The following is a 16906-nucleotide window of genomic DNA, read 5'->3' on the forward strand; positions in this document are numbered from 1 at the left end:
GGGCGCGGAGCGGCCCCGACGTTCGATATGATCTCCCTGTACGGCCGACGATGTCACGCACCACTGCCATCGATCCAGCACACGCATGCTCGGCTGACAGCGGGAAAAGACCCTTTGGGCCCCGGTCTTCGCGAATGCCCCCGCTCCTTCATGAGGCCGCCTGAAAACGACGATAGTTGCAGCGGGCGATGGGCAGGATTGATCTCAGCGATACGCGCGGCATGACGCCACTGGCCCAGGATCGAGCCACGCTCTTTGCACACACGACGGATCACCGTTCGCCTCGATGCCGTCCGGCCAGCAGCTGCAGACTGCCTTACTCAGTACCTCGGCCTTCGCGAATGACATCGTTGAATGCTCGGTTCTGGCTATTCCAGCGACTCGTAGGGCAGGCCCACATAGTTCTCCGCGATGGTGGTCAGGCCCGCCTCGGAGCCGGTCACGTAATCGAGTTCGGCCTGCTGCATGCGGCTGCCGAAATCCTCCTCGTCGGAGAACTTGTGCAGCATCGAGGTCATCCACCAGGAGAAGCGCTCGGCCTTCCAGATACGCTTCAGGCAGGCTCGGGAGTAGTTCGGGATCAGGTCGGTGCGACCCTCGTGATAGATCTTGACCAGCAGCCGATAGAGGCTGTTGACATCGCTGGCCGCGAGATTGAGCCCCTTGGCCCCGGTCGGCGGCACGATATGTGCGGCATCACCCACCAGGAAGAGCCGGCCGTATTGCATGGGCTCGACCACGAAGCTGCGCAGCGGCGCTATGCTCTTCTCCAGGGAGGGACCGGTGACCAGTTTCGCCGCCACGTCCTCGGGAACGCGACGCTTGAGCTCTTCCCAGAAACGTTCGTCCGACCAGTCCTCGACCTTCTCCTCCAGCGGCACCTGGAGGTAATAGCGACTGCGGGTCTCGGAGCGCATGCTGCACAGCGCGAAGCCACGCTCGTGACGGGCATAGATCAATTCGTCGGCGACCGGCGGTGTATCGGACAGCAGCCCCAGCCAACCAAAGGGATAGACGCGCTCGAATTCCTCGATACGATCCTTGGGAATCGACTGGCGCGACACGCCGTGATATCCATCGCAGCCCGCCACATAATCGCAATCGAGGCGCTGCGTTTCGCCGTGCTTGTCGACGAAGGTGACATAGGGGCGTTCGGTGTCGAGATTGTGAGGCTGGACGTCATCGACTTCATAGAGCGTCGTGCCACCAGTGGCCTGGCGCGCCGCCATCAGGTCGCGGGTCACCTCGGTCTGGCCGTAGACCATCACCTGCTTGCCGCCGGTCAGGCCGGCCAGGTCGATACGCACCCGGCGGTTGTCGAAGGCCAGTTCGACACCGTCATGAGGCAGGCCCTCAGCATCCATGCGTTCGTCGACGCCTGCCTCGCGCAGCAGGTCGACCATGCCCTGTTCCAGCACTCCGGCGCGAATACGGCCGAGCACGTATTCCCCTGAGCGGCGCTCGAGGATGACGTTGTCGATGCCCTGGCGCTGCAGCAACTGTCCCAGCAGCAAGCCCGAGGGCCCGGCACCGATGATGGCGACCTGTGTCTTCATGGGAAGTCCTCCCCGGCAATCGTGGACAATTCAATGAATTGCATTTTTCAATGAAATGCTTGCCCGTATAAGGCAATATCCACATCACCATTTGGACATTTCCGGCATTTGCTACCTACATTGGTCGTAGGCTCACCGCCAGGACGCCCCATGCCCGATTCTCTCGTGCCCGTCTTCCAGCTCTATGGTGAAACACGCCAGTGGCCGACCCCCGACCTGCTGCACTGCGAATCGATCCCCGAGCGCAGCCGTCGTCATGACTGGCGCATTCGACCACATCGCCATGCCGACCTCTGCCACCTCCTGTATCTCGCCGAAGGCCGGGTGACCCTGGAACTGGAAGGTGGCGGCCGCTCTCTCGAGGCCCCACAGCTGATCGTGGTGCCGGCCATGAGCATTCATGGCTTCCACTTCTCGCCGGATACCCAGGGTCACATCATCACCCTGTCGCGGCCGCTGGTCGAAAGGCTGCAAGCCCGTCTGGACAGCCAATCCGGCGTACTGTCGAATCCCGATGCCCATGCGCTGGGCACGACGCGGCACCATGGGCGCATCGCTACCCTGGTCGAGCAGATCGACGACGAGTATCGCCATCCCGCCCTGGGGCGCTCGCACCTGCTGGAAGCCCTGGTGGAAGCGCTGACCATCGAGACGGCACGACTGGCCGAGACGGCCGCTCGGCAACCGTCCCGCGCGCGCCCTCGCCAGCGGGACAAGGCCAGGGAGCACCTGCAGGCCTATCAGACGCTGATCGAAGCTCAGTTCAGCCAGCAGCCCGGCATCGAGCATTTCGCCGAACAGTTGGGTGTGACCAGCGCTCACCTCAACACGCTCTGCCGGCGCCTGGCTGGACGCAGCGCCCTGCAATTGCTCCATGAGCGGCTATTGCTGGAAGCCAAGCGCCAGCTCACCTATACCAACCTGACCATCGGCGAAGTGGCCGAAGGCCTGGGATTTTCCGAGCCGGCCTATTTCACGCGCTTCTTCAAGCGACTCACGGGACTGCCGCCCAAGGACTTCCGCCGCCGCCAGGAAGCCGATGCAGCGGGTCGCAGGCAACAATAGGCCGGCAATTCCCTAGAATCAGATCGGATAGTGACGCGGGCCAAGCTGGACCGTCATCCAGCGCAGATCGGTGAATTCCTCGATCCCTGCCCTGCCGCCAAAGCGCCCATACCCGCTGGCCTTGACGCCGCCGAAAGGCATCTGCGGTTCGTCGTGCACCGTCGGGGCATTGATGTGGCAGATCCCCGAGCGAATGCGTCCGGCCACTCTCATGGCCCGAGCGGTATCGCGGCTGAACACCGCCGCCGAGAGGCCGTATTCACTGTCGTTGGCCACGCGCAGGGCCTCTTCCTCACCGTCGACACGAATCACGGCCACCACAGGCCCGAAGGACTCCTCGGCGTAGAGCCGCATCCCTGACGTCACCCCATCGACCACGGTAGCGGGCATGATCACCCCTTCCGCCTTGCCGCCGGCAGCGAGGCGAGCCCCCTGAGTCACGGCGTCGTCTAGCATGCCATTGAGCTTTTCGCCGATTCCGGCATCGATCAGGGTGCCGAGCTCATTGGCCGAGTCGCGAGGGTCACCCGCTTTGAGGGCCGAGGCCCGGGCAGCCAGCTTCTCGACGAAGGTGTCGGCCACCGAGTCATCCACGATGAGACGCTCGGTGGACATGCAGATCTGCCCCTGATTGAAGAAAGCACCGAAGATCGCCGCATCCACGGCGGCATCCAGATCGGCATCGTCGAGCACCAGCAAGGGCGCTTTGCCGCCGAGCTCCAGCAGTACCGGCTTGAGATGGGAAGCGGCCTTTTCGGCGATGATCTTCCCCACCCCGGTGGAGCCGGTGAAGTTGATCCGGGCCACGGCCGGATGGGCGATCAGGTTCTCCACCACCTCGGCGGCATTCGCCGGGTCATTGGTGATGAGGTTGACCTCGCCGTCGCCGAAGCCTGCCTGCTGCAGAATATCGACGATCAAGTGATGCGTGGCCGGGCACTGCTCTGAGGCCTTGAGGATGACACTGTTGCCACACGCCAGGGGCGTGGCGATGGCGCGGGTGCCCAGGATGATCGGCGCATTCCAGGGAGCGATGCCCACGACCACACCACAGGGCACTCGCACCCCCATGGCAAGGCTGTCGGGCACGTTCGAGGGAATCACATCGCCTTGAACCTGGGTTGTCAGCGCCGCCGCCTCACGCAGAATGCCCACGGCGACCGAGACATTGAACCCGGCCCAGCCGGGCGTCGCCCCGGTTTCGTCCACCATGCGCTCGACGAATACCGACTGGCGATCTTCCATCAGCTCGGCTGCCTTGAGCAGCTTGAGACGCCGCTCCTCGGGGCCGCTCCGAGAACAGGTCTCGAAGGCGCGACCAGCAGCATCGGCCACCTCGCGAGCATCCTCGACACTCGCTGCCGCCGCACGGGTCACCGTATGGCCGGCCAAGGGATTGGCGCGTTCGATGGTGGCGTGGTTCGATGCGGGGCGCGACTGCCCCCCGATCAAGAGTTCGATTGCCTTCATGATCTTTCCTTTGCTTGTCACTAGGTGCTGTCCCCCAGGGAACGATTGATCACGCCTGGCAACGCTCACCAAGTGCCAATGCCTTTTCATAGACATCGCCGGCGTCATCGAGGCCACGCTCCTCGAGGCTTTGCAGATAGTTCCGGGAGCCCTGCTTCAAGGGTGCTGCCCAGTCAGGGTCAGACAATGGGTCTTCGACGACATGGATGGTATCCCCCTGCGCAACCGCTTCTTCGCGCCCCTTCCTATCGAGTTCATCGAAGACCCGACCTGCCACTCTGGACCACTTCATACCACTGTTTTTGTCGATCACGTCCTGCATATCCGACGAGAGGTCATCGTAAGAAGACTGGCTCATCGTGGCCACAATGGCACCAGCGTAATAAGGAAGTTCAAGATGGTAATTCACCAATTCATTGATACGAAATACCGTCATTGCTTCCCATGGAAAACTCAAGCCATCCATCACACCACGCTGCAACGCAGTATAAATGTCTGGCGCAGGCATGCCCAATGGCTGGGCCCCCATACTTGATAGCATTTCTCCCGCCACCGAGCTGGGTCGACGAATACGCAGGCCCTCCAGGTCACCAGGCTTCTGAATCTCAGCGTCTTGACTGTGAAGGTAGGCGGGACCTGTAGTGAACAGAAACAGCACGCGAGTATCGGAATACTCCTCGGCGATGTCCCCCTCATTATACAGCGTCTGCAGAATACAGGATCCCTGCGATGCGCTGCTGACCACACCAGGTAGCTGTACGATCTCGGTCAGGGGAAAACGACCCGCCGTATAGCCTTGCAACGTAACGGCAATATCGGCGATCCCATTTGCTGCCGCCTCATAGGTCTTACCAGCCTGGCTCAAGGTCTGTGAGGGATAGATTTCTACATTGAGCTGACCGTTCGAGTCTTCTTCAACCTGCTTGGCCCAATCCTGGAATATCTTCTTGTTGACGACCGAACCAGCCGGCCACAGGTGAGCCATGCGTAAAGTGGATTCTGCGGAGGCTGAGCCGCACATTCCTAATGTTGACGCAACCAAGAGTAGAGATGATATCGCGAATTTCATGGGCATCCTCTTTTGCCATTTATTAGCCTTTCCCATTGTCAGCAGATTCTGCCTAACTAATGTCTAACTCAGGGTTCGATGGTTGTCGTTGGCACTTCAATCAACATGGGACATGACGCATCAAGTGCCTGGGACAATGCCTCCTCGAATTTCTGCCGAGTTTCGACATGGTTAGCCTCGACACCGTACCCTCGTGCCAGCGCGCAGAAATCCAGCCCGGGGACGTCAATTCCCGGCGCACTCTCGGCATCCAGCATCTTCGAGAACCAACGCAGCGCACCGTAGGTTTCGTTCTTGAGAATGATGAAAATCACCGGAACATTGTATCGGGCAGCACTCCAGAGTGCGCTGATCGCATAATTGGCCGACCCATCACCGATCACTGCAATGACTCGGCGATCAGGACTGGCAAGCTGTACGCCTACTGCCGCAGGCAAGCCAAACCCCAGCCCGCCTGCTGCAGGAAAGAAATAACTCCCGGGGTGTCGCATCTCCACACGTTGCCAGAAGGCCGTTACCGTCGACGTCGACTCCTTGACGTAAATCACGTCATCAGGAACCCGATCATTGAGGACATCGAAGACACTTTCAGGAGAGAGGCGACCGATCTCACCGGAATTGGCCGGCGACGGTATCGGTAACGGATCCGGCATGGTGCGGTCACTCTGGGCCAACTTCGGTAACAAGGCCTCCAGAACGGCGCGGATGTCACCCACCAGAGCATTGCCCATGGGGGCCCGGGCAGCCTCCTGCGCATCACTGGTGACATGTATCAGGTGAGCACCATCCGGTAGATAGCGACCCGGCGCATATTGGTGGTAGCGGAATACAGGGGCGCCGATCACCAGGATCAGGTCATGCCCGGCGAGCTGCTCCGAGATGCCCGAAATGGCTGCCGGTAATACTCCGCGAAAGCAAGCATGGCGATTGGGAAATGGGCAGCGCGAGGCAGATGGTGCTATCCAGACCTCCATGCATAGACGTTCTGCCAACTCAATGGCCAAAGCGTTGGCACGCTCGGCATCGACTTCAGGTCCCAGTACGAGTACCGGATTGTCGGCCTGGTCGAGATGCTCGGCTAGCGCATCTATCTGGGTATCCGATGGTGCGCCCGCATGATGGACGTCACGAGGAGGCAGCAACGACGCTTCTTCCCCGACCTCGCATTGCCAATCATCATGCGGAATCGACAGGTAAACCGGGCCACGGGCCGGCAGACTAGCCATATGAATTGCCTGGCTCAAGGCTCGCGGAACGTCCTCGGGGCAGGAAGGCTCATAGCTCCACTTGACCAGAGGGCGCGGAAGAGATGGTGCATCGACATTGGCAAGCATCGACTCCACGCCGATCATCGAGCGTGCCTGCTGGCCTGCAGTGATGACCAAGGGGGAATGGGAATACCAGGCATTGGTCAGTGCTCCCATCGCATTGCCCGTTCCAGCCGCGGCATGCAGGTTGACCAATACTGACTTGCCGCTCGCCAGAGCATAGCCATCCGCCATTCCCACCACGACACCTTCGTGGAGACCGAGAACATAGCGAAAATCCTCTGGAAAATCCTTGAGAAATGGCAGCTCGTTTGAACCGGGGTTTCCGAAGACGATATCGAGGCCTTGCTGGCGGAGAATACTGTAGCTGACGGAGTGTACGGACGGCATGTGCTTCTCTTAATTGACAACTTTCACTTCACATTAGCCACCCTGCTATAATCGATCAAATCAATATATTTTCTATACAAAATAAATGGTGTTTATCTCATGCCATCACTCGACCTCAACCTGGTCAGGGTATTCGTGACGCTCTTCGACGCCAGAAGCGTGACCCTGGCCGCAGAACAGCTTCATGTCACTCAACCATCGGTAAGCTATGCCCTTTCACGGCTGCGTGATCTTTTCGACGACCGACTCTTCATCCGGTCTCGAGAGGGAATGGAGCCAACTTTCACAGCCATGCAGATTTATCCCTCCCTACGTGACTCACTGGCACAGATAGACAACGTTCTGGAAAGCAACCGTGAATTCGACCCGCAACACTCCAGACGACGCTTTCGCCTGGCATTGACCGATCTCGGCGAGATGGCGTTATTACCACGCATCCTGGCTCATATACACCCTATAGCCCCGGATATAGAACTCGAGGTCATTGCCCTGGAAATCGACAAGGTCGGGGAGTGGCTGGCCACGGGAAAAGTCAATGCCGTCATCTGTAGCTGTCCGATAACGACTCCGGGGATTGAGCGCAGGGTAATCCTCAATGAACGCTATGTCTGTCTTCTCAATCGAGACCATACCAGCATCGGTAATCACTTGAGCCTGGAGCAGTTCATTGCAGCCAGGCATGCCGTAGTTGCCGCTTCATCGGGACATGGCCTGGCCGAAGATGTCATCCACGAGTTGGGCATCCAGAGAAAGGTCAGCCTGGTCGTTCCCCACTTTTCGATCCTCCCCAGGATCCTGCAGGAAAGCGACCTGCTGGTGATCTTGCCCCAGCAGATTGCTGCGGCGTTCGAGCGGGAAGCGCCACTCAAGGTCCTCGAACTTCCGTTCGAGGTCCCCCCTTTCGACGTGGCACTCTACTGGCAGGAATATACGACCCGATCACCAGCCCAACGCTGGTTCTGCGAGAACATTATCGAGGCTATAGCCAGCTCAGGTTAGGGCTTCACGGTATATGGCGAAGCCCTGACCCGGTGGCAAGTTCGGAAGTTCCCCTCCGACGCTTGCCTCCTACAGCAGAAACAGCGAGGTCAGCACCGGGAAGGCGATCAACACGGCCAGGCGCACGAAGTCCGAGACGATGAACGGCGCCACACCGCGAAAGATCTCGCCCAGCCCCACGTGCGGCGCCATCGCCTTGATCACGAAGACGTTCATGCCCACCGGCGGAGTGATCAGGCCCAGCTCCACGGTCAGCACCGTAACGATGCCGAACCACACCGGATCGATGCCCAGCGACTGGATGATCGGGAAGACTACCGGCACCGTGATCACCAGCATGGCGATGGCATCCATGAACATGCCCAGCACGAAGTACATCAGCAGGATGCACAGCACGACCACGATCGGCGCCAGGTCCATCCCGTAGAGGAAATCGCTGATCGAGAACGAGATCCGCGACACCGAAATGAAGTAGCCCAGCGCATCGGCACCGACCAGCATGAAGAACACCACCGTCGACAGCGCCAGAGTCTCCTGGATCGCCTGCCACAGCTCACGCCCCCGCAGGCCCTTGGCCAGAGCGTAGAGCAGCGTGGCGAAGGCACCGACGCTGGCCCCTTCTGTCGGCGTGAAGATCCCGAAGTAGATGCCCAGAATCATCAGCAGAAAGACCGCGAAAAAGGGCACCAGCCCGCTCATCGAGGCCAGCTTCTCCCTCCAGGAAGTCGGCTCGCCGGCCACCGCCAACGAGGGCCTGAGGCGCATCACGACCGTCACGGTGAGCGAGTACATCACCAGCCCCATCAGCCCCGGCACCAGCCCGGCCATGAACATGTCGCCCACCGACTGCTCGGTCAACACGGCGTAGATCAGCAGTGCGATGGACGGCGGAATCATGATGCCCAGGGTTCCCCCGGCGGCCAGCGCCCCGGTGGCCAGGCCACGGTTGTATCCGTAGCGTTCCATCTCCGGCAGCGCCACTCGCGTCATGGTGCTGGCAGTGGCCAGCGAGGAACCGGAGATCGCCGAAAAGACCCCGCACGAACCCACCGCCGCGATCGCCAGCCCACCTTTCCAGCCACCGCAGATCACCCGGGTGGCCTGGAACAACTTCCCGGCCATGCCGGAATGCGCCGCCAGCACGCCCATCAGGATGAACATCGGCACGGCACTGAAGCTGTAGTTGGAGAGCACCTCCACCGGTACCGTCTTGAGCTGGGAGATGGCCGCGTCCCAACTGATCACCTGGGCGAATCCCACCACTCCGACGATCAGCATGGTCAGCGCCACCGGCACGCGCAGCACCATCAGGATCAGCAGTGCCCCGAGGCCCAGGGCGCCGATCGTTTCACTCGCCATGGGACACCTCCGACTCGCGTCCCCAGAACGCACCGAGCAGGGCATGCATCAGGCTGCGGATCCCCAGCAACAGACTGAGGACCGCGGCCACGTAATAGATGGGGCTCATCGGCAAGCGCAGATCCTGGGTCACCTCACCGTGACGCGCCGCCGCTGCGGCCGACTCGAGCAGGCCGAGGAAGAGGATCAAGCCGAGAGCCGCGAAGCCCAGCAGATAGACACCATGCAAGCGATGCTTGAGGGCCGGCGACAGACCGTGGGAAAACGCCTCCACCACCACCTGGCTTTTCTCGACATTGGCCGCCATGGCTGCCAGCAGCGAGCACAGCATCAGATAGCTGACCAGCTCCACGCTGCCGGTCACTCGCAGGGCAATCGCCCCCTCGGTGAGACGATACAGATAGCGAGTGCCGACATCGGCAATGGTCACTGCCAGCAGCGCCACCAGGGCGATACCGGCAACGACACGACAGACGAGGGCCAGCCAGTGGCTGACCCTTTCCAGTTGACTCGGCATGACGACTTACTCCTGAGCGCTGGCGCAGGACTCGCTGGCGTCCAGTGCCGCTTCGTAGACCTCGCGGCCCGGCAGGCCTCGCGCCTCCAGCTCGGCCAGATAGCTGTCGATGCCCGCCTGGAGCGGCTTCTGCCAATCCGGGTCCTCCAGCGGATTTTCGACCTCACGGATGGTATGGCCGGCTTCGATGGCTTCCTGCTTGCCCTCGCGGTCGAGCCGGTCGAAGACGGCGCCGGCGTTCGCGGCCCATTGCATGCCGGAATGGTCGTCGATCACCGCCTGCTGTTCGGGGCTCAGGCTGTCGTAGGTGCGCTGGCTCATGGTGGCCACGAAGATCAGGGTGTAGAAGGGCACCTCGGTGTGGTAGTTGACCAACTCGTTGATGCGGAACCCCTTCAGTCCTTCCCAGGGGAAGCTCAGGCCATCGACCACGCCGCGCTGCATGGCGGTGTAAATGTCCGGCGCCGGCATGCCGACCGGCGTGGCCCCCATGTTCTCGAGCATGTCTCCGGCTACCGAGGTCGGACGCCGAATGCGTAGTCCCTCGAGATCGGACGGCGTCTGGATATCGGTATCGACGGTATGAATGCCGCCGGGGCCGGTTGTGAACATGAACAACGGCTTGGTATCGGCATACTCCTCATCGAGATGCCCTTCGTCATAGAGCGTCTGCAATACACAGGCCCCCTGGGTGGCCGTAGTCGCCACGCCGGGCAGTTCAACGATCTGCGAAAGCGGGAAACGACCGGCCGTATACCCCTGAGCCGTGGCACCGATGTCGGCGACACCGTTTCCCACCGCCTCGTAGATGGCATCAGCCTTGGCCAGGGTGCCAGAAGGATACATCTCGACCTTCAGCTCACCGCCGGATGCCTCCTCGACGCTCTCGGCCCAGGCTTCGAAGATATCCTGGTTGATACCCGAGGCACCGGGCCAGAAGTGGGCCATGCGAAGCGTGGTAGCAGCTTGCGTGGACGTGGCGGCCAGCCCGGCAAGCGCAGCCGCCAGTACACAGGCAGAAACCTTGGTCTTCATGGGATCCTCCGACGATCGGTGTCGTTATCGTTATCCGCTTCAAAGTTCGCATAGAGAACATGAGTTCGCACTATGCAGCAAAGATAAACCACCCCGGTGCGCCGTGAAAAACGACTTTGGTCTTACGCCCTGCCCGAAACCTGCCAGCGCTTGCCCATACGGCGCTCAAACTCGGCTGAAAATGCTCATTTACCCGCTAGGGGCGTGCCGGCCTACATCCAACAACTCGGCATAGCGCAGTCCGATCAAGGCGTGCTCACGCATTAACATCTCGGCTCTGGCGCCCTCACCATGGCGTAGTGCCTGAACCACCAGCTCGTGCTGCACCTGGGCCAGTTGCAGCTTGCGGTATTCGCGATCGAGCGCTTCGCTGTCGATGATGATCGAATCCGCCGCCGCGAACGGTAGATGGTTGTTGCGGGCGATGGCATCTCCGATCACCGAACTGCCGGCCGAGCCAACGATGTTCTCGTGGAAATGTCGGTTGAGCTCGCTCCACACCTCGACATCCTGCTCCTCGAGGTATCCCTTGGCGAGCAGATCCCGCCCCTTCTGGATCCAGAACTCCAGTTCGGCCGTCAACACTGGCGACATTCCCTGTTCCGCCAGGCGACGCGCCGCCAGCCCTTCCAAGGCACCGCGCACTTCCACGGCGCAGAGCACATCGGCCTCGGTGAACTCACGCACCCTGAAGCCACGCTTGCCGGCCCGTTGCAGCAATCCCTCCTGCTCCAAGGTGCGGAAAGCCAGGCGTACCGGCGTGCGCGAGACGCCCAGCTGCTCGGCCACCGCCACTTCCCCGAGCCGCTCTCCTTGCCGGAAAGCACCTTCGCCGATCAGCTTGCGCAATCGGCTCACCACACTTGTGTCGCTGTCACTCACTTGAATTTCCTATCGTCGCTGAGAGATGAGCCATCGAATACAACTGGATCCAACTAAAGCATAAGTTGACCAAATGATCGCTGAAGATATCTACTTTGGATCCAAAACAACACTTCCTGACCGTAGACAAGCGTGGATCCATGTCGCGCCCGAAAACATCTGATCGCGGACTGCCAAGTGCGGCAATGCATCCGTGCGGCCCGGAACCACCCGAGGAGAAAACCGTGACACATCAAGCCCCCTATCCCAAGAATACCTGGTATGTCGCCTGCACCCCGGATGAGCTCGAAGACAAGCCGCTGGGACGTACCATCTGCAACGAACCGATCGTCTTCTTTCGCGGCGACGAAGGACGCGTGGCGGCCGTGGAGGATTTCTGCCCCCATCGTGGTGCACCGCTATCGCTGGGGTTCGTGCGCGACGGCAAGCTGGTCTGCGGCTATCACGGCCTGGAGATGGGCTGCAACGGCAAGTGTTCCAGCATGCCCGGCCAGCGGGTGCGCGGCTTCCCGAGCATTCGTGCCTACCCGGTGGAAGAGCGTCATGGCTTCGTATGGATCTGGCCCGGCGACCCGGACAAGGCCGATCCCGCCCTGATTCCCGAGCTGCACTGGGCCAACGATCCGGCCTGGGCCTATGGCGGCGGGCTCTACCACATCCACTGCGATTATCGCCTGATGATCGACAACCTCATGGACCTGACCCATGAGACTTATGTACATGCCTCCAGCATCGGCCAACCGGAAATCGAGGAAGCCGCCCCCGAAACCAAGGTCGAGGGCGACGAGGTGACGACCGGACGCCACATGCACGACATCCCGGCTCCGCCCTTCTGGCAAACGGCCTTGCGTGGCAATGGCCTGGCTGACGATGTGCCCGTGGATCGCTGGCAGATCTGCCGCTTCACACCACCGAGTCACGTGCTGATCGAGGTGGGAGTCGCCCATGCCGGCCACGGGGGGTATGACGCTCCCGCCGACCTCAAGGCATCGAGCATCGTGGTGGACTTCATCACCCCCGAGACGGACACCTCGATCTGGTACTTCTGGGGCATGGCGCGCAACTTCAAGCCGGAAGACCAGGAGCTCACCGACCAGATTCGCGAGGGTCAGGGCCAGATCTTCTCCGAGGACCTGGAGATGCTCGAGTCGCAACAGCGCAACCTGCTGCGCTATCCGGACCGCCAATTGCTCAAGCTCAACATCGACGGCGGCGGCGTCCAGGCACGGCGCGTCATCGACCGCATCCTCGCCGAGGAGCGCGAGTCACGCGATACGGAGGCCACGACATGAGCAACTCATCCCTCTCCCTGATCGTCGAGGTCAAGGCGCGGCACGAGGAAGCCCAGGACATCGTCACCTTCGAGCTGGCCGACCCCCATGGTCGGCCGCTACCGGCGTTCAGCGCCGGTGCCCATATCGATGTGCAGGTCCCATCAAAGGGCCAGGACACTATCATTCGCCAGTATTCGCTGTGCAACCATCCCGAGGAACGCGACCGTTATCTGATCGGCGTGCTCCGGGATCCAGCCTCGCGCGGTGGCTCCGTCGCCATGCACGACGAGATCCGTGTGGGCGACCTGATCCAGATCAGCGCCCCCAAGAATCACTTCCCGCTCGAGCCCGCCGAACGCACCCTGCTGCTGGCCGGCGGCATCGGCATCACGCCGCTGCTGTGCATGGCGGAACGCCTGGCTCACACCGACACCACCTTCGAGCTGCACTACTGCACCCGCTCGCCGGAGCGCACGGCCTTTCGTGACCGCATCGCCGCCTCCGGCTTCGCCGAGAAGGTGCACTTCCACTTCGATGACGGCCCGGCGGAGCAGAAGCTGGACCTGGAGTCACTGCTGGCCACGCCGGCCCCCGATACCCGCGTCTATGTCTGCGGCCCCACCGGTTTCATCGATGCCGTGATGTCGACCTGCCAAGCCGCGGGCTGGCCCTCCGACCGGCTGCACACGGAGTACTTTGCCGGCGCCGTGGCCAATACCGAGGATGACGACAGCTTCGAGGTCAAGATCGCCAGCAGCGGAGCGACCTTGACCGTGCCGGCCGACAAGACCGTCCACCAGGTGCTGACTGAGAACGGCATCGACGTCATGGTCTCCTGCGAACAGGGGGTCTGCGGCACCTGCCTGACTCGGGTACTGGAAGGCGAGCCCGACCACCGGGATTTCTTCCTGGAGGATCACGAACACGCCGCCAACGACCAATTCACTCCCTGCTGCTCGCGAGCCAAGAGCAAGGTCCTGGTGCTGGATCTCTGATTCAGCTGCCCGCTCCCAAGCACAACGACACCAACATAATCACAACGACACAACGAGGATGCCATGCGTCTCAACCCGATCGTGACCGGCCTGGCGGTGGCCAGCGCCCTGACCACCCAGGCTGCCCTGGCCGAGACCACCACCCTGCGCGTCGCCCATGTCTGGCCCGGCGGCTCGATGATCGACAAGGAACTCTTCCAGGCCTGGGCGACCAGCGTCGAGGAAGCCTCCCAGGGCCGCCTGGAGGTGGAGGTCTATCCCGGCCAGACCCTGACCAAATCCGACAAGACCTATGAGAGCATCGCCAACGGCATCGCCGATATCGGCGCCTCCGCTCAGGGCTATACCGCCGGACGCTTCCCCCTGACGCAGGTCATCGAGTTGCCCGGCGTCTCGGCCAGCAGCCGCCAGGGGTCCTGCATCCTGCAATCCCTCTACGATGCCGGCCACCTCAACGCCGAGTATGCCGATACCCATCCCTTGTTCATGTTCACCACCGGCCCCGGTTACCTGCACACCAAGACACAGCCTATCGAGACGCCCGAAGACCTGGATGGATTGCGCCTGCGCCGCCCCACTCCACTGGTCGGCGACATGTTCGAACGCCTCGGCGCCCAGGCCGTCGGTATGCCGGCGCCGGATGTCTTCACCGCCATGCAGCGCGGCGTGGTCGACGGCTTGAGCTTCAACTGGGAAGGCATGAAGACCTTCCGGCTCAACGAGCTGGCCAACCACCATACCGAAGTCCCGCTCTACGACCTGTCGCTGTTCGCCACCATGAGCCAGCGAACCTACGACGCCCTGCCTGACGACCTGCAGCAGGTCATCGACGATCACAGCGGGCTTGAGTGGTCACTGCGCGCCGCCGAGGTCTACGACGAGCTGATCCGCCAGGGGCGCCAGGAAGCCGAGGCGGCCGGCGACGACTTCGTGGTCATCGACAACGCCCTCGAACATCCCGACTGGGGGCCCGTACTGCAGGAAACCACCGACCGCTATCTGGAAGAGATCGGCGACGAGGCCAGCACGGTCTACGACGAAGCCATGAGCCTGCAGGACAAGTGCTCCGCCTGACACATCCCCACTTCCCTCCTCTAAACGGCGACCCCTGGGTCGCCGTTTTTCTTTGCCCATCCGATACCCGCCCCGACCAAAGACGTAGTACGCCAAGATGACCTGACGGCATATCTGTTGTAATCTACATATTGTTTATTGTAACAACAGTATATCAATCAACATAAGTGATGCCCCAACGCCAGGCCATCAGGAGCCGACATGACCACCGACAGAACGACACCAACCAGCGTCGAATGCTCCTCCGTCGCGGCACTCGGACTGACAACTCTTATACCGGCATGCCAGCCACGTCTTTCATCATTCACTATTCATTATTCATTGAGTCCTTAACTTCCCATCGCCGAGGCCCATCATGACCGAGTCCCTCGTCAAGACATCCCTGGACGACAGCATCTACACCATCACGCTGGCACGGCCCGAGAAGCGCAATGCCGTCAGCGACCGCCTGCTGGGCGCCCTGGAGCAAGCCTTGATCGCCACCCCGGAAGGCACCCGGGTGATCATCCTCGCCGCCGAGGGCAAGCACTTCTGCGCCGGCCTCGACCTCACGGAGCATCAGAATCGAGACCCCTTCGGCGTGATGCAGCACTCCCAGGGCTGGCACCGCATCTTCGACCGCCTGCAGAACGGCGGCATCCCGGTGGTCTCCGCCATGCAGGGCGCGGTGATCGGTGGCGGCCTGGAGCTGGCCACGGCCACCCATGTGCGTGTCGCCGAACCCAACACCATTTACCAGTTGCCCGAGGGGCGCCACGGCATCTTCGTCGGCGGTGGCGCCTCGGTGCGAGTGGCCAACCTCATCGGTCCCGGTCGCATGTGCGAAATGATGCTTACCGGCCGGATCATGGAAGCCGACGAGGGTCAGCGCCTGGGGCTTTCCCATTATGTGGTCGGCGAAGGCGAGAGCCTCGACAAGGCCCGCCAGCTTGCCGAGCGCATTGCCGAGAATGCGCCCATGGCCAACTGGGCCATGGTCTCGGCCATCTCGCGCATCGACAACATGTCCAGCGACGACGGCCTGTTCGTGGAGTCGCTGACCGCCGCCCTGACCCAGACCAGCCCGGAGGTTGCCGAACGGATCGGGGAATTTCTCGAGCGCAAGGGTAAGGGCCCGCGCATCTAACTTTCGGAGGGAGTGATTCATGAAATTCCAGGACAACACCTTTATCGTCACCGGCGGCGCCTCTGGCCTTGGCGAGGCCACGGTGCGCGAACTGCACGAGGCCGGCGCCCGGGTGGTGATCGCCGACCTCAATGCCGCACGTGGCAAGGCACTGGCCACCGAACTCAATGCGCAAGGCGCGGGAGAACGTGCCGCCTTCCAGCGCACCGACGTCACCGACGAGGCCGATGCCCAGGCCGTGGTGGATCTTGCCGTGTCACGCTTCGGCGGCCTGCAGGGACTGATCAACTGCGCCGGCGTCGGCGATCCCGCCAAGGTCGTGAACCGTGACGGGGATCCCCTGCACCTGGAAGCTTTCTCGCGTGTCGTCAACATCAACCTGCTGGGCAGTTTCAACATGCTGCGCCTGGCCGCTGCGGCCATGGCCAAGGGCGAACCCCAGGCCGATGGCGAACGCGGCGTGATCATCAACACCGCCTCGGTGGCCGCCTTCGACGGCCAGATCGGCCAACCCGCCTATGCGGCTTCCAAGGGCGGCATCGTCTCCATGACGCTCCCCATTGCCCGCGAAATGGCCCGTCATGGCATCCGCGTGATGACCATCGCCCCCGGGCTGTTCAAGACACCGTTGATGGAGGGCCTGCCGGAAGAGGCTCAACAATCCCTGGCGGCTTCCATTCCCTTCCCCCATCGTCTTGGCCAGCCCGATGAGTTCGCCCGCCTGGCCTGCCAGATCGTCGACAACGTGATGATGAACGGCGAGACGATCCGACTCGACGGCGCCCTGCGCATGGCACCTCGGTAAGGCCTCCTCGCACTCCCACTCG

At 61.8% G+C, this 16906-nt stretch carries 15 protein-coding genes; 7 read left to right on the forward strand and 8 right to left on the reverse strand.

The features are described from left to right. Nucleotides 1-368: 368 nt before the first annotated feature. Nucleotides 369-1556: a 4-hydroxybenzoate 3-monooxygenase gene (pobA, locus tag HSDC_RS05710; RefSeq protein WP_064698987.1), complete on the reverse strand. Its 1188-nt coding sequence runs from the start codon at nt 1554-1556 to the stop codon at nt 369-371. 150 nt (nt 1557-1706) lie between these two features. On the opposite strand from pobA, the gene HSDC_RS05715 reads away from it, so the two are divergent. Then, entirely contained in the window at nt 1707-2621 is a 915-nt protein-coding gene (locus HSDC_RS05715) for a helix-turn-helix domain-containing protein (RefSeq protein ID WP_064698988.1), read from the forward strand. Between the two features lie 18 nt (nt 2622-2639). On the opposite strand, the gene HSDC_RS05720 is transcribed toward HSDC_RS05715, so the two are convergent. The 3 genes from HSDC_RS05720 to mdlC all read right to left on the reverse strand — a co-directional run bounded on the left by HSDC_RS05720 (nt 2640) and on the right by mdlC (nt 6818). Then, nucleotides 2640-4091: an aldehyde dehydrogenase gene (locus HSDC_RS05720; RefSeq protein WP_064698989.1), complete on the reverse strand. Its 1452-nt coding sequence runs from the start codon at nt 4089-4091 to the stop codon at nt 2640-2642. A 49-nt stretch (nt 4092-4140) separates the two neighbouring features. Continuing rightward, the gene (locus tag HSDC_RS05725; RefSeq protein WP_064698990.1) at nt 4141-5160 is read right to left on the reverse strand and encodes a TRAP transporter substrate-binding protein; all 1020 of its coding nucleotides are present in this window, start codon (nt 5158-5160) and stop codon (nt 4141-4143) included. A gap of 68 nt (nt 5161-5228) precedes the next feature. Next, entirely contained in the window at nt 5229-6818 is a 1590-nt protein-coding gene (gene mdlC, locus HSDC_RS05730; protein WP_064698991.1) for a benzoylformate decarboxylase, read from the reverse strand. Nucleotides 6819-6917: 99 nt separating this feature from the next. On the opposite strand from mdlC, the gene HSDC_RS05735 reads away from it, so the two are divergent. Then, nucleotides 6918-7817, forward strand: a complete 900-nt coding sequence (locus HSDC_RS05735; RefSeq protein WP_064698992.1) for a LysR family transcriptional regulator — start codon at nt 6918-6920, stop codon at nt 7815-7817. Nucleotides 7818-7886: 69 nt separating this feature from the next. Here HSDC_RS05735 and HSDC_RS05740 read toward each other — a convergent pair whose 3' ends face one another. From HSDC_RS05740 to HSDC_RS05755, 4 genes are all read right to left on the reverse strand, one after another. Beyond that, the gene (locus HSDC_RS05740; protein ID WP_064698993.1) at nt 7887-9176 is read right to left on the reverse strand and encodes a TRAP transporter large permease; all 1290 of its coding nucleotides are present in this window, start codon (nt 9174-9176) and stop codon (nt 7887-7889) included. Further along, on the reverse strand, nt 9166-9693 hold the full coding sequence (locus HSDC_RS05745) for a TRAP transporter small permease (RefSeq protein WP_064698994.1): 528 nt from the start codon (nt 9691-9693) through the stop codon (nt 9166-9168). The genes HSDC_RS05740 and HSDC_RS05745 overlap by 11 nt, the downstream gene beginning before the upstream one ends. A 6-nt stretch (nt 9694-9699) precedes the next feature. Next, nucleotides 9700-10728 carry a TRAP transporter substrate-binding protein gene (locus HSDC_RS05750; protein ID WP_064698995.1) on the reverse strand — a complete coding sequence of 343 codons (1029 nt, stop codon included), beginning with the start codon at nt 10726-10728 and terminating at the stop codon, nt 9700-9702. 189 nt (nt 10729-10917) lie between these two features. Beyond that, nucleotides 10918-11610 carry a GntR family transcriptional regulator gene (locus HSDC_RS05755; protein WP_064698996.1) on the reverse strand — a complete coding sequence of 231 codons (693 nt, stop codon included), beginning with the start codon at nt 11608-11610 and terminating at the stop codon, nt 10918-10920. Between the two features lie 224 nt (nt 11611-11834). Here HSDC_RS05755 and HSDC_RS05760 point away from each other — a divergent pair, with 224 nt between their 5' ends. From HSDC_RS05760 to HSDC_RS05780, 5 genes are all read left to right on the forward strand, one after another. Beyond that, complete coding sequence (locus tag HSDC_RS05760) at nt 11835-12902, forward strand: aromatic ring-hydroxylating dioxygenase subunit alpha (RefSeq protein ID WP_244534495.1); 1068 nt, start codon at nt 11835-11837, stop codon at nt 12900-12902. After that, nucleotides 12899-13879, forward strand: a complete 981-nt coding sequence (locus HSDC_RS05765; protein ID WP_064698998.1) for a PDR/VanB family oxidoreductase — start codon at nt 12899-12901, stop codon at nt 13877-13879. The genes HSDC_RS05760 and HSDC_RS05765 overlap by 4 nt, the downstream gene beginning before the upstream one ends. A 63-nt stretch (nt 13880-13942) precedes the next feature. Next, nucleotides 13943-14953 carry a TRAP transporter substrate-binding protein gene (locus HSDC_RS05770; protein WP_064698999.1) on the forward strand — a complete coding sequence of 337 codons (1011 nt, stop codon included), beginning with the start codon at nt 13943-13945 and terminating at the stop codon, nt 14951-14953. Nucleotides 14954-15308: 355 nt separating this feature from the next. Next, nucleotides 15309-16079 carry a crotonase/enoyl-CoA hydratase family protein gene (locus HSDC_RS05775; RefSeq protein ID WP_064699000.1) on the forward strand — a complete coding sequence of 257 codons (771 nt, stop codon included), beginning with the start codon at nt 15309-15311 and terminating at the stop codon, nt 16077-16079. Nucleotides 16080-16098: 19 nt separating this feature from the next. Further along, nucleotides 16099-16884 (forward strand): 3-hydroxyacyl-CoA dehydrogenase, encoded by a 786-nt coding sequence (locus tag HSDC_RS05780; protein WP_064699001.1) that lies wholly within the window; start codon nt 16099-16101, stop codon nt 16882-16884. The last annotated feature ends 22 nt before the right edge of the window (nt 16885-16906 follow it).

Source organism: Halomonas caseinilytica (assembly GCF_001662285.1).
In the GTDB taxonomy this organism is placed as follows: Bacteria; Pseudomonadota; Gammaproteobacteria; order Pseudomonadales; family Halomonadaceae; genus Halomonas; species Halomonas caseinilytica.

What these genes read in the sequence shown, in the direction of transcription:
- pobA (WP_064698987.1), bottom strand. Translation starts at nt 1,556, where the DNA reads ATGAAGACACAGGTCGCCATCATCGGTGCCGGGCCCTCGGGCTTGCTG.
- HSDC_RS05715 (WP_064698988.1), top strand. Translation starts at nt 1,707, where the DNA reads ATGCCCGATTCTCTCGTGCCCGTCTTCCAGCTCTATGGTGAAACACGC.
- HSDC_RS05720 (WP_064698989.1), bottom strand. Translation starts at nt 4,091, where the DNA reads ATGAAGGCAATCGAACTCTTGATCGGGGGGCAGTCGCGCCCCGCATCG.
- HSDC_RS05725 (WP_064698990.1), bottom strand. Translation starts at nt 5,160, where the DNA reads ATGAAATTCGCGATATCATCTCTACTCTTGGTTGCGTCAACATTAGGA.
- mdlC (WP_064698991.1), bottom strand. Translation starts at nt 6,818, where the DNA reads ATGCCGTCCGTACACTCCGTCAGCTACAGTATTCTCCGCCAGCAAGGC.
- HSDC_RS05735 (WP_064698992.1), top strand. Translation starts at nt 6,918, where the DNA reads ATGCCATCACTCGACCTCAACCTGGTCAGGGTATTCGTGACGCTCTTC.
- HSDC_RS05740 (WP_064698993.1), bottom strand. Translation starts at nt 9,176, where the DNA reads ATGGCGAGTGAAACGATCGGCGCCCTGGGCCTCGGGGCACTGCTGATC.
- HSDC_RS05745 (WP_064698994.1), bottom strand. Translation starts at nt 9,693, where the DNA reads ATGCCGAGTCAACTGGAAAGGGTCAGCCACTGGCTGGCCCTCGTCTGT.
- HSDC_RS05750 (WP_064698995.1), bottom strand. Translation starts at nt 10,728, where the DNA reads ATGAAGACCAAGGTTTCTGCCTGTGTACTGGCGGCTGCGCTTGCCGGG.
- HSDC_RS05765 (WP_064698998.1), top strand. Translation starts at nt 12,899, where the DNA reads ATGAGCAACTCATCCCTCTCCCTGATCGTCGAGGTCAAGGCGCGGCAC.
- HSDC_RS05770 (WP_064698999.1), top strand. Translation starts at nt 13,943, where the DNA reads ATGCGTCTCAACCCGATCGTGACCGGCCTGGCGGTGGCCAGCGCCCTG.
- HSDC_RS05775 (WP_064699000.1), top strand. Translation starts at nt 15,309, where the DNA reads ATGACCGAGTCCCTCGTCAAGACATCCCTGGACGACAGCATCTACACC.
- HSDC_RS05780 (WP_064699001.1), top strand. Translation starts at nt 16,099, where the DNA reads ATGAAATTCCAGGACAACACCTTTATCGTCACCGGCGGCGCCTCTGGC.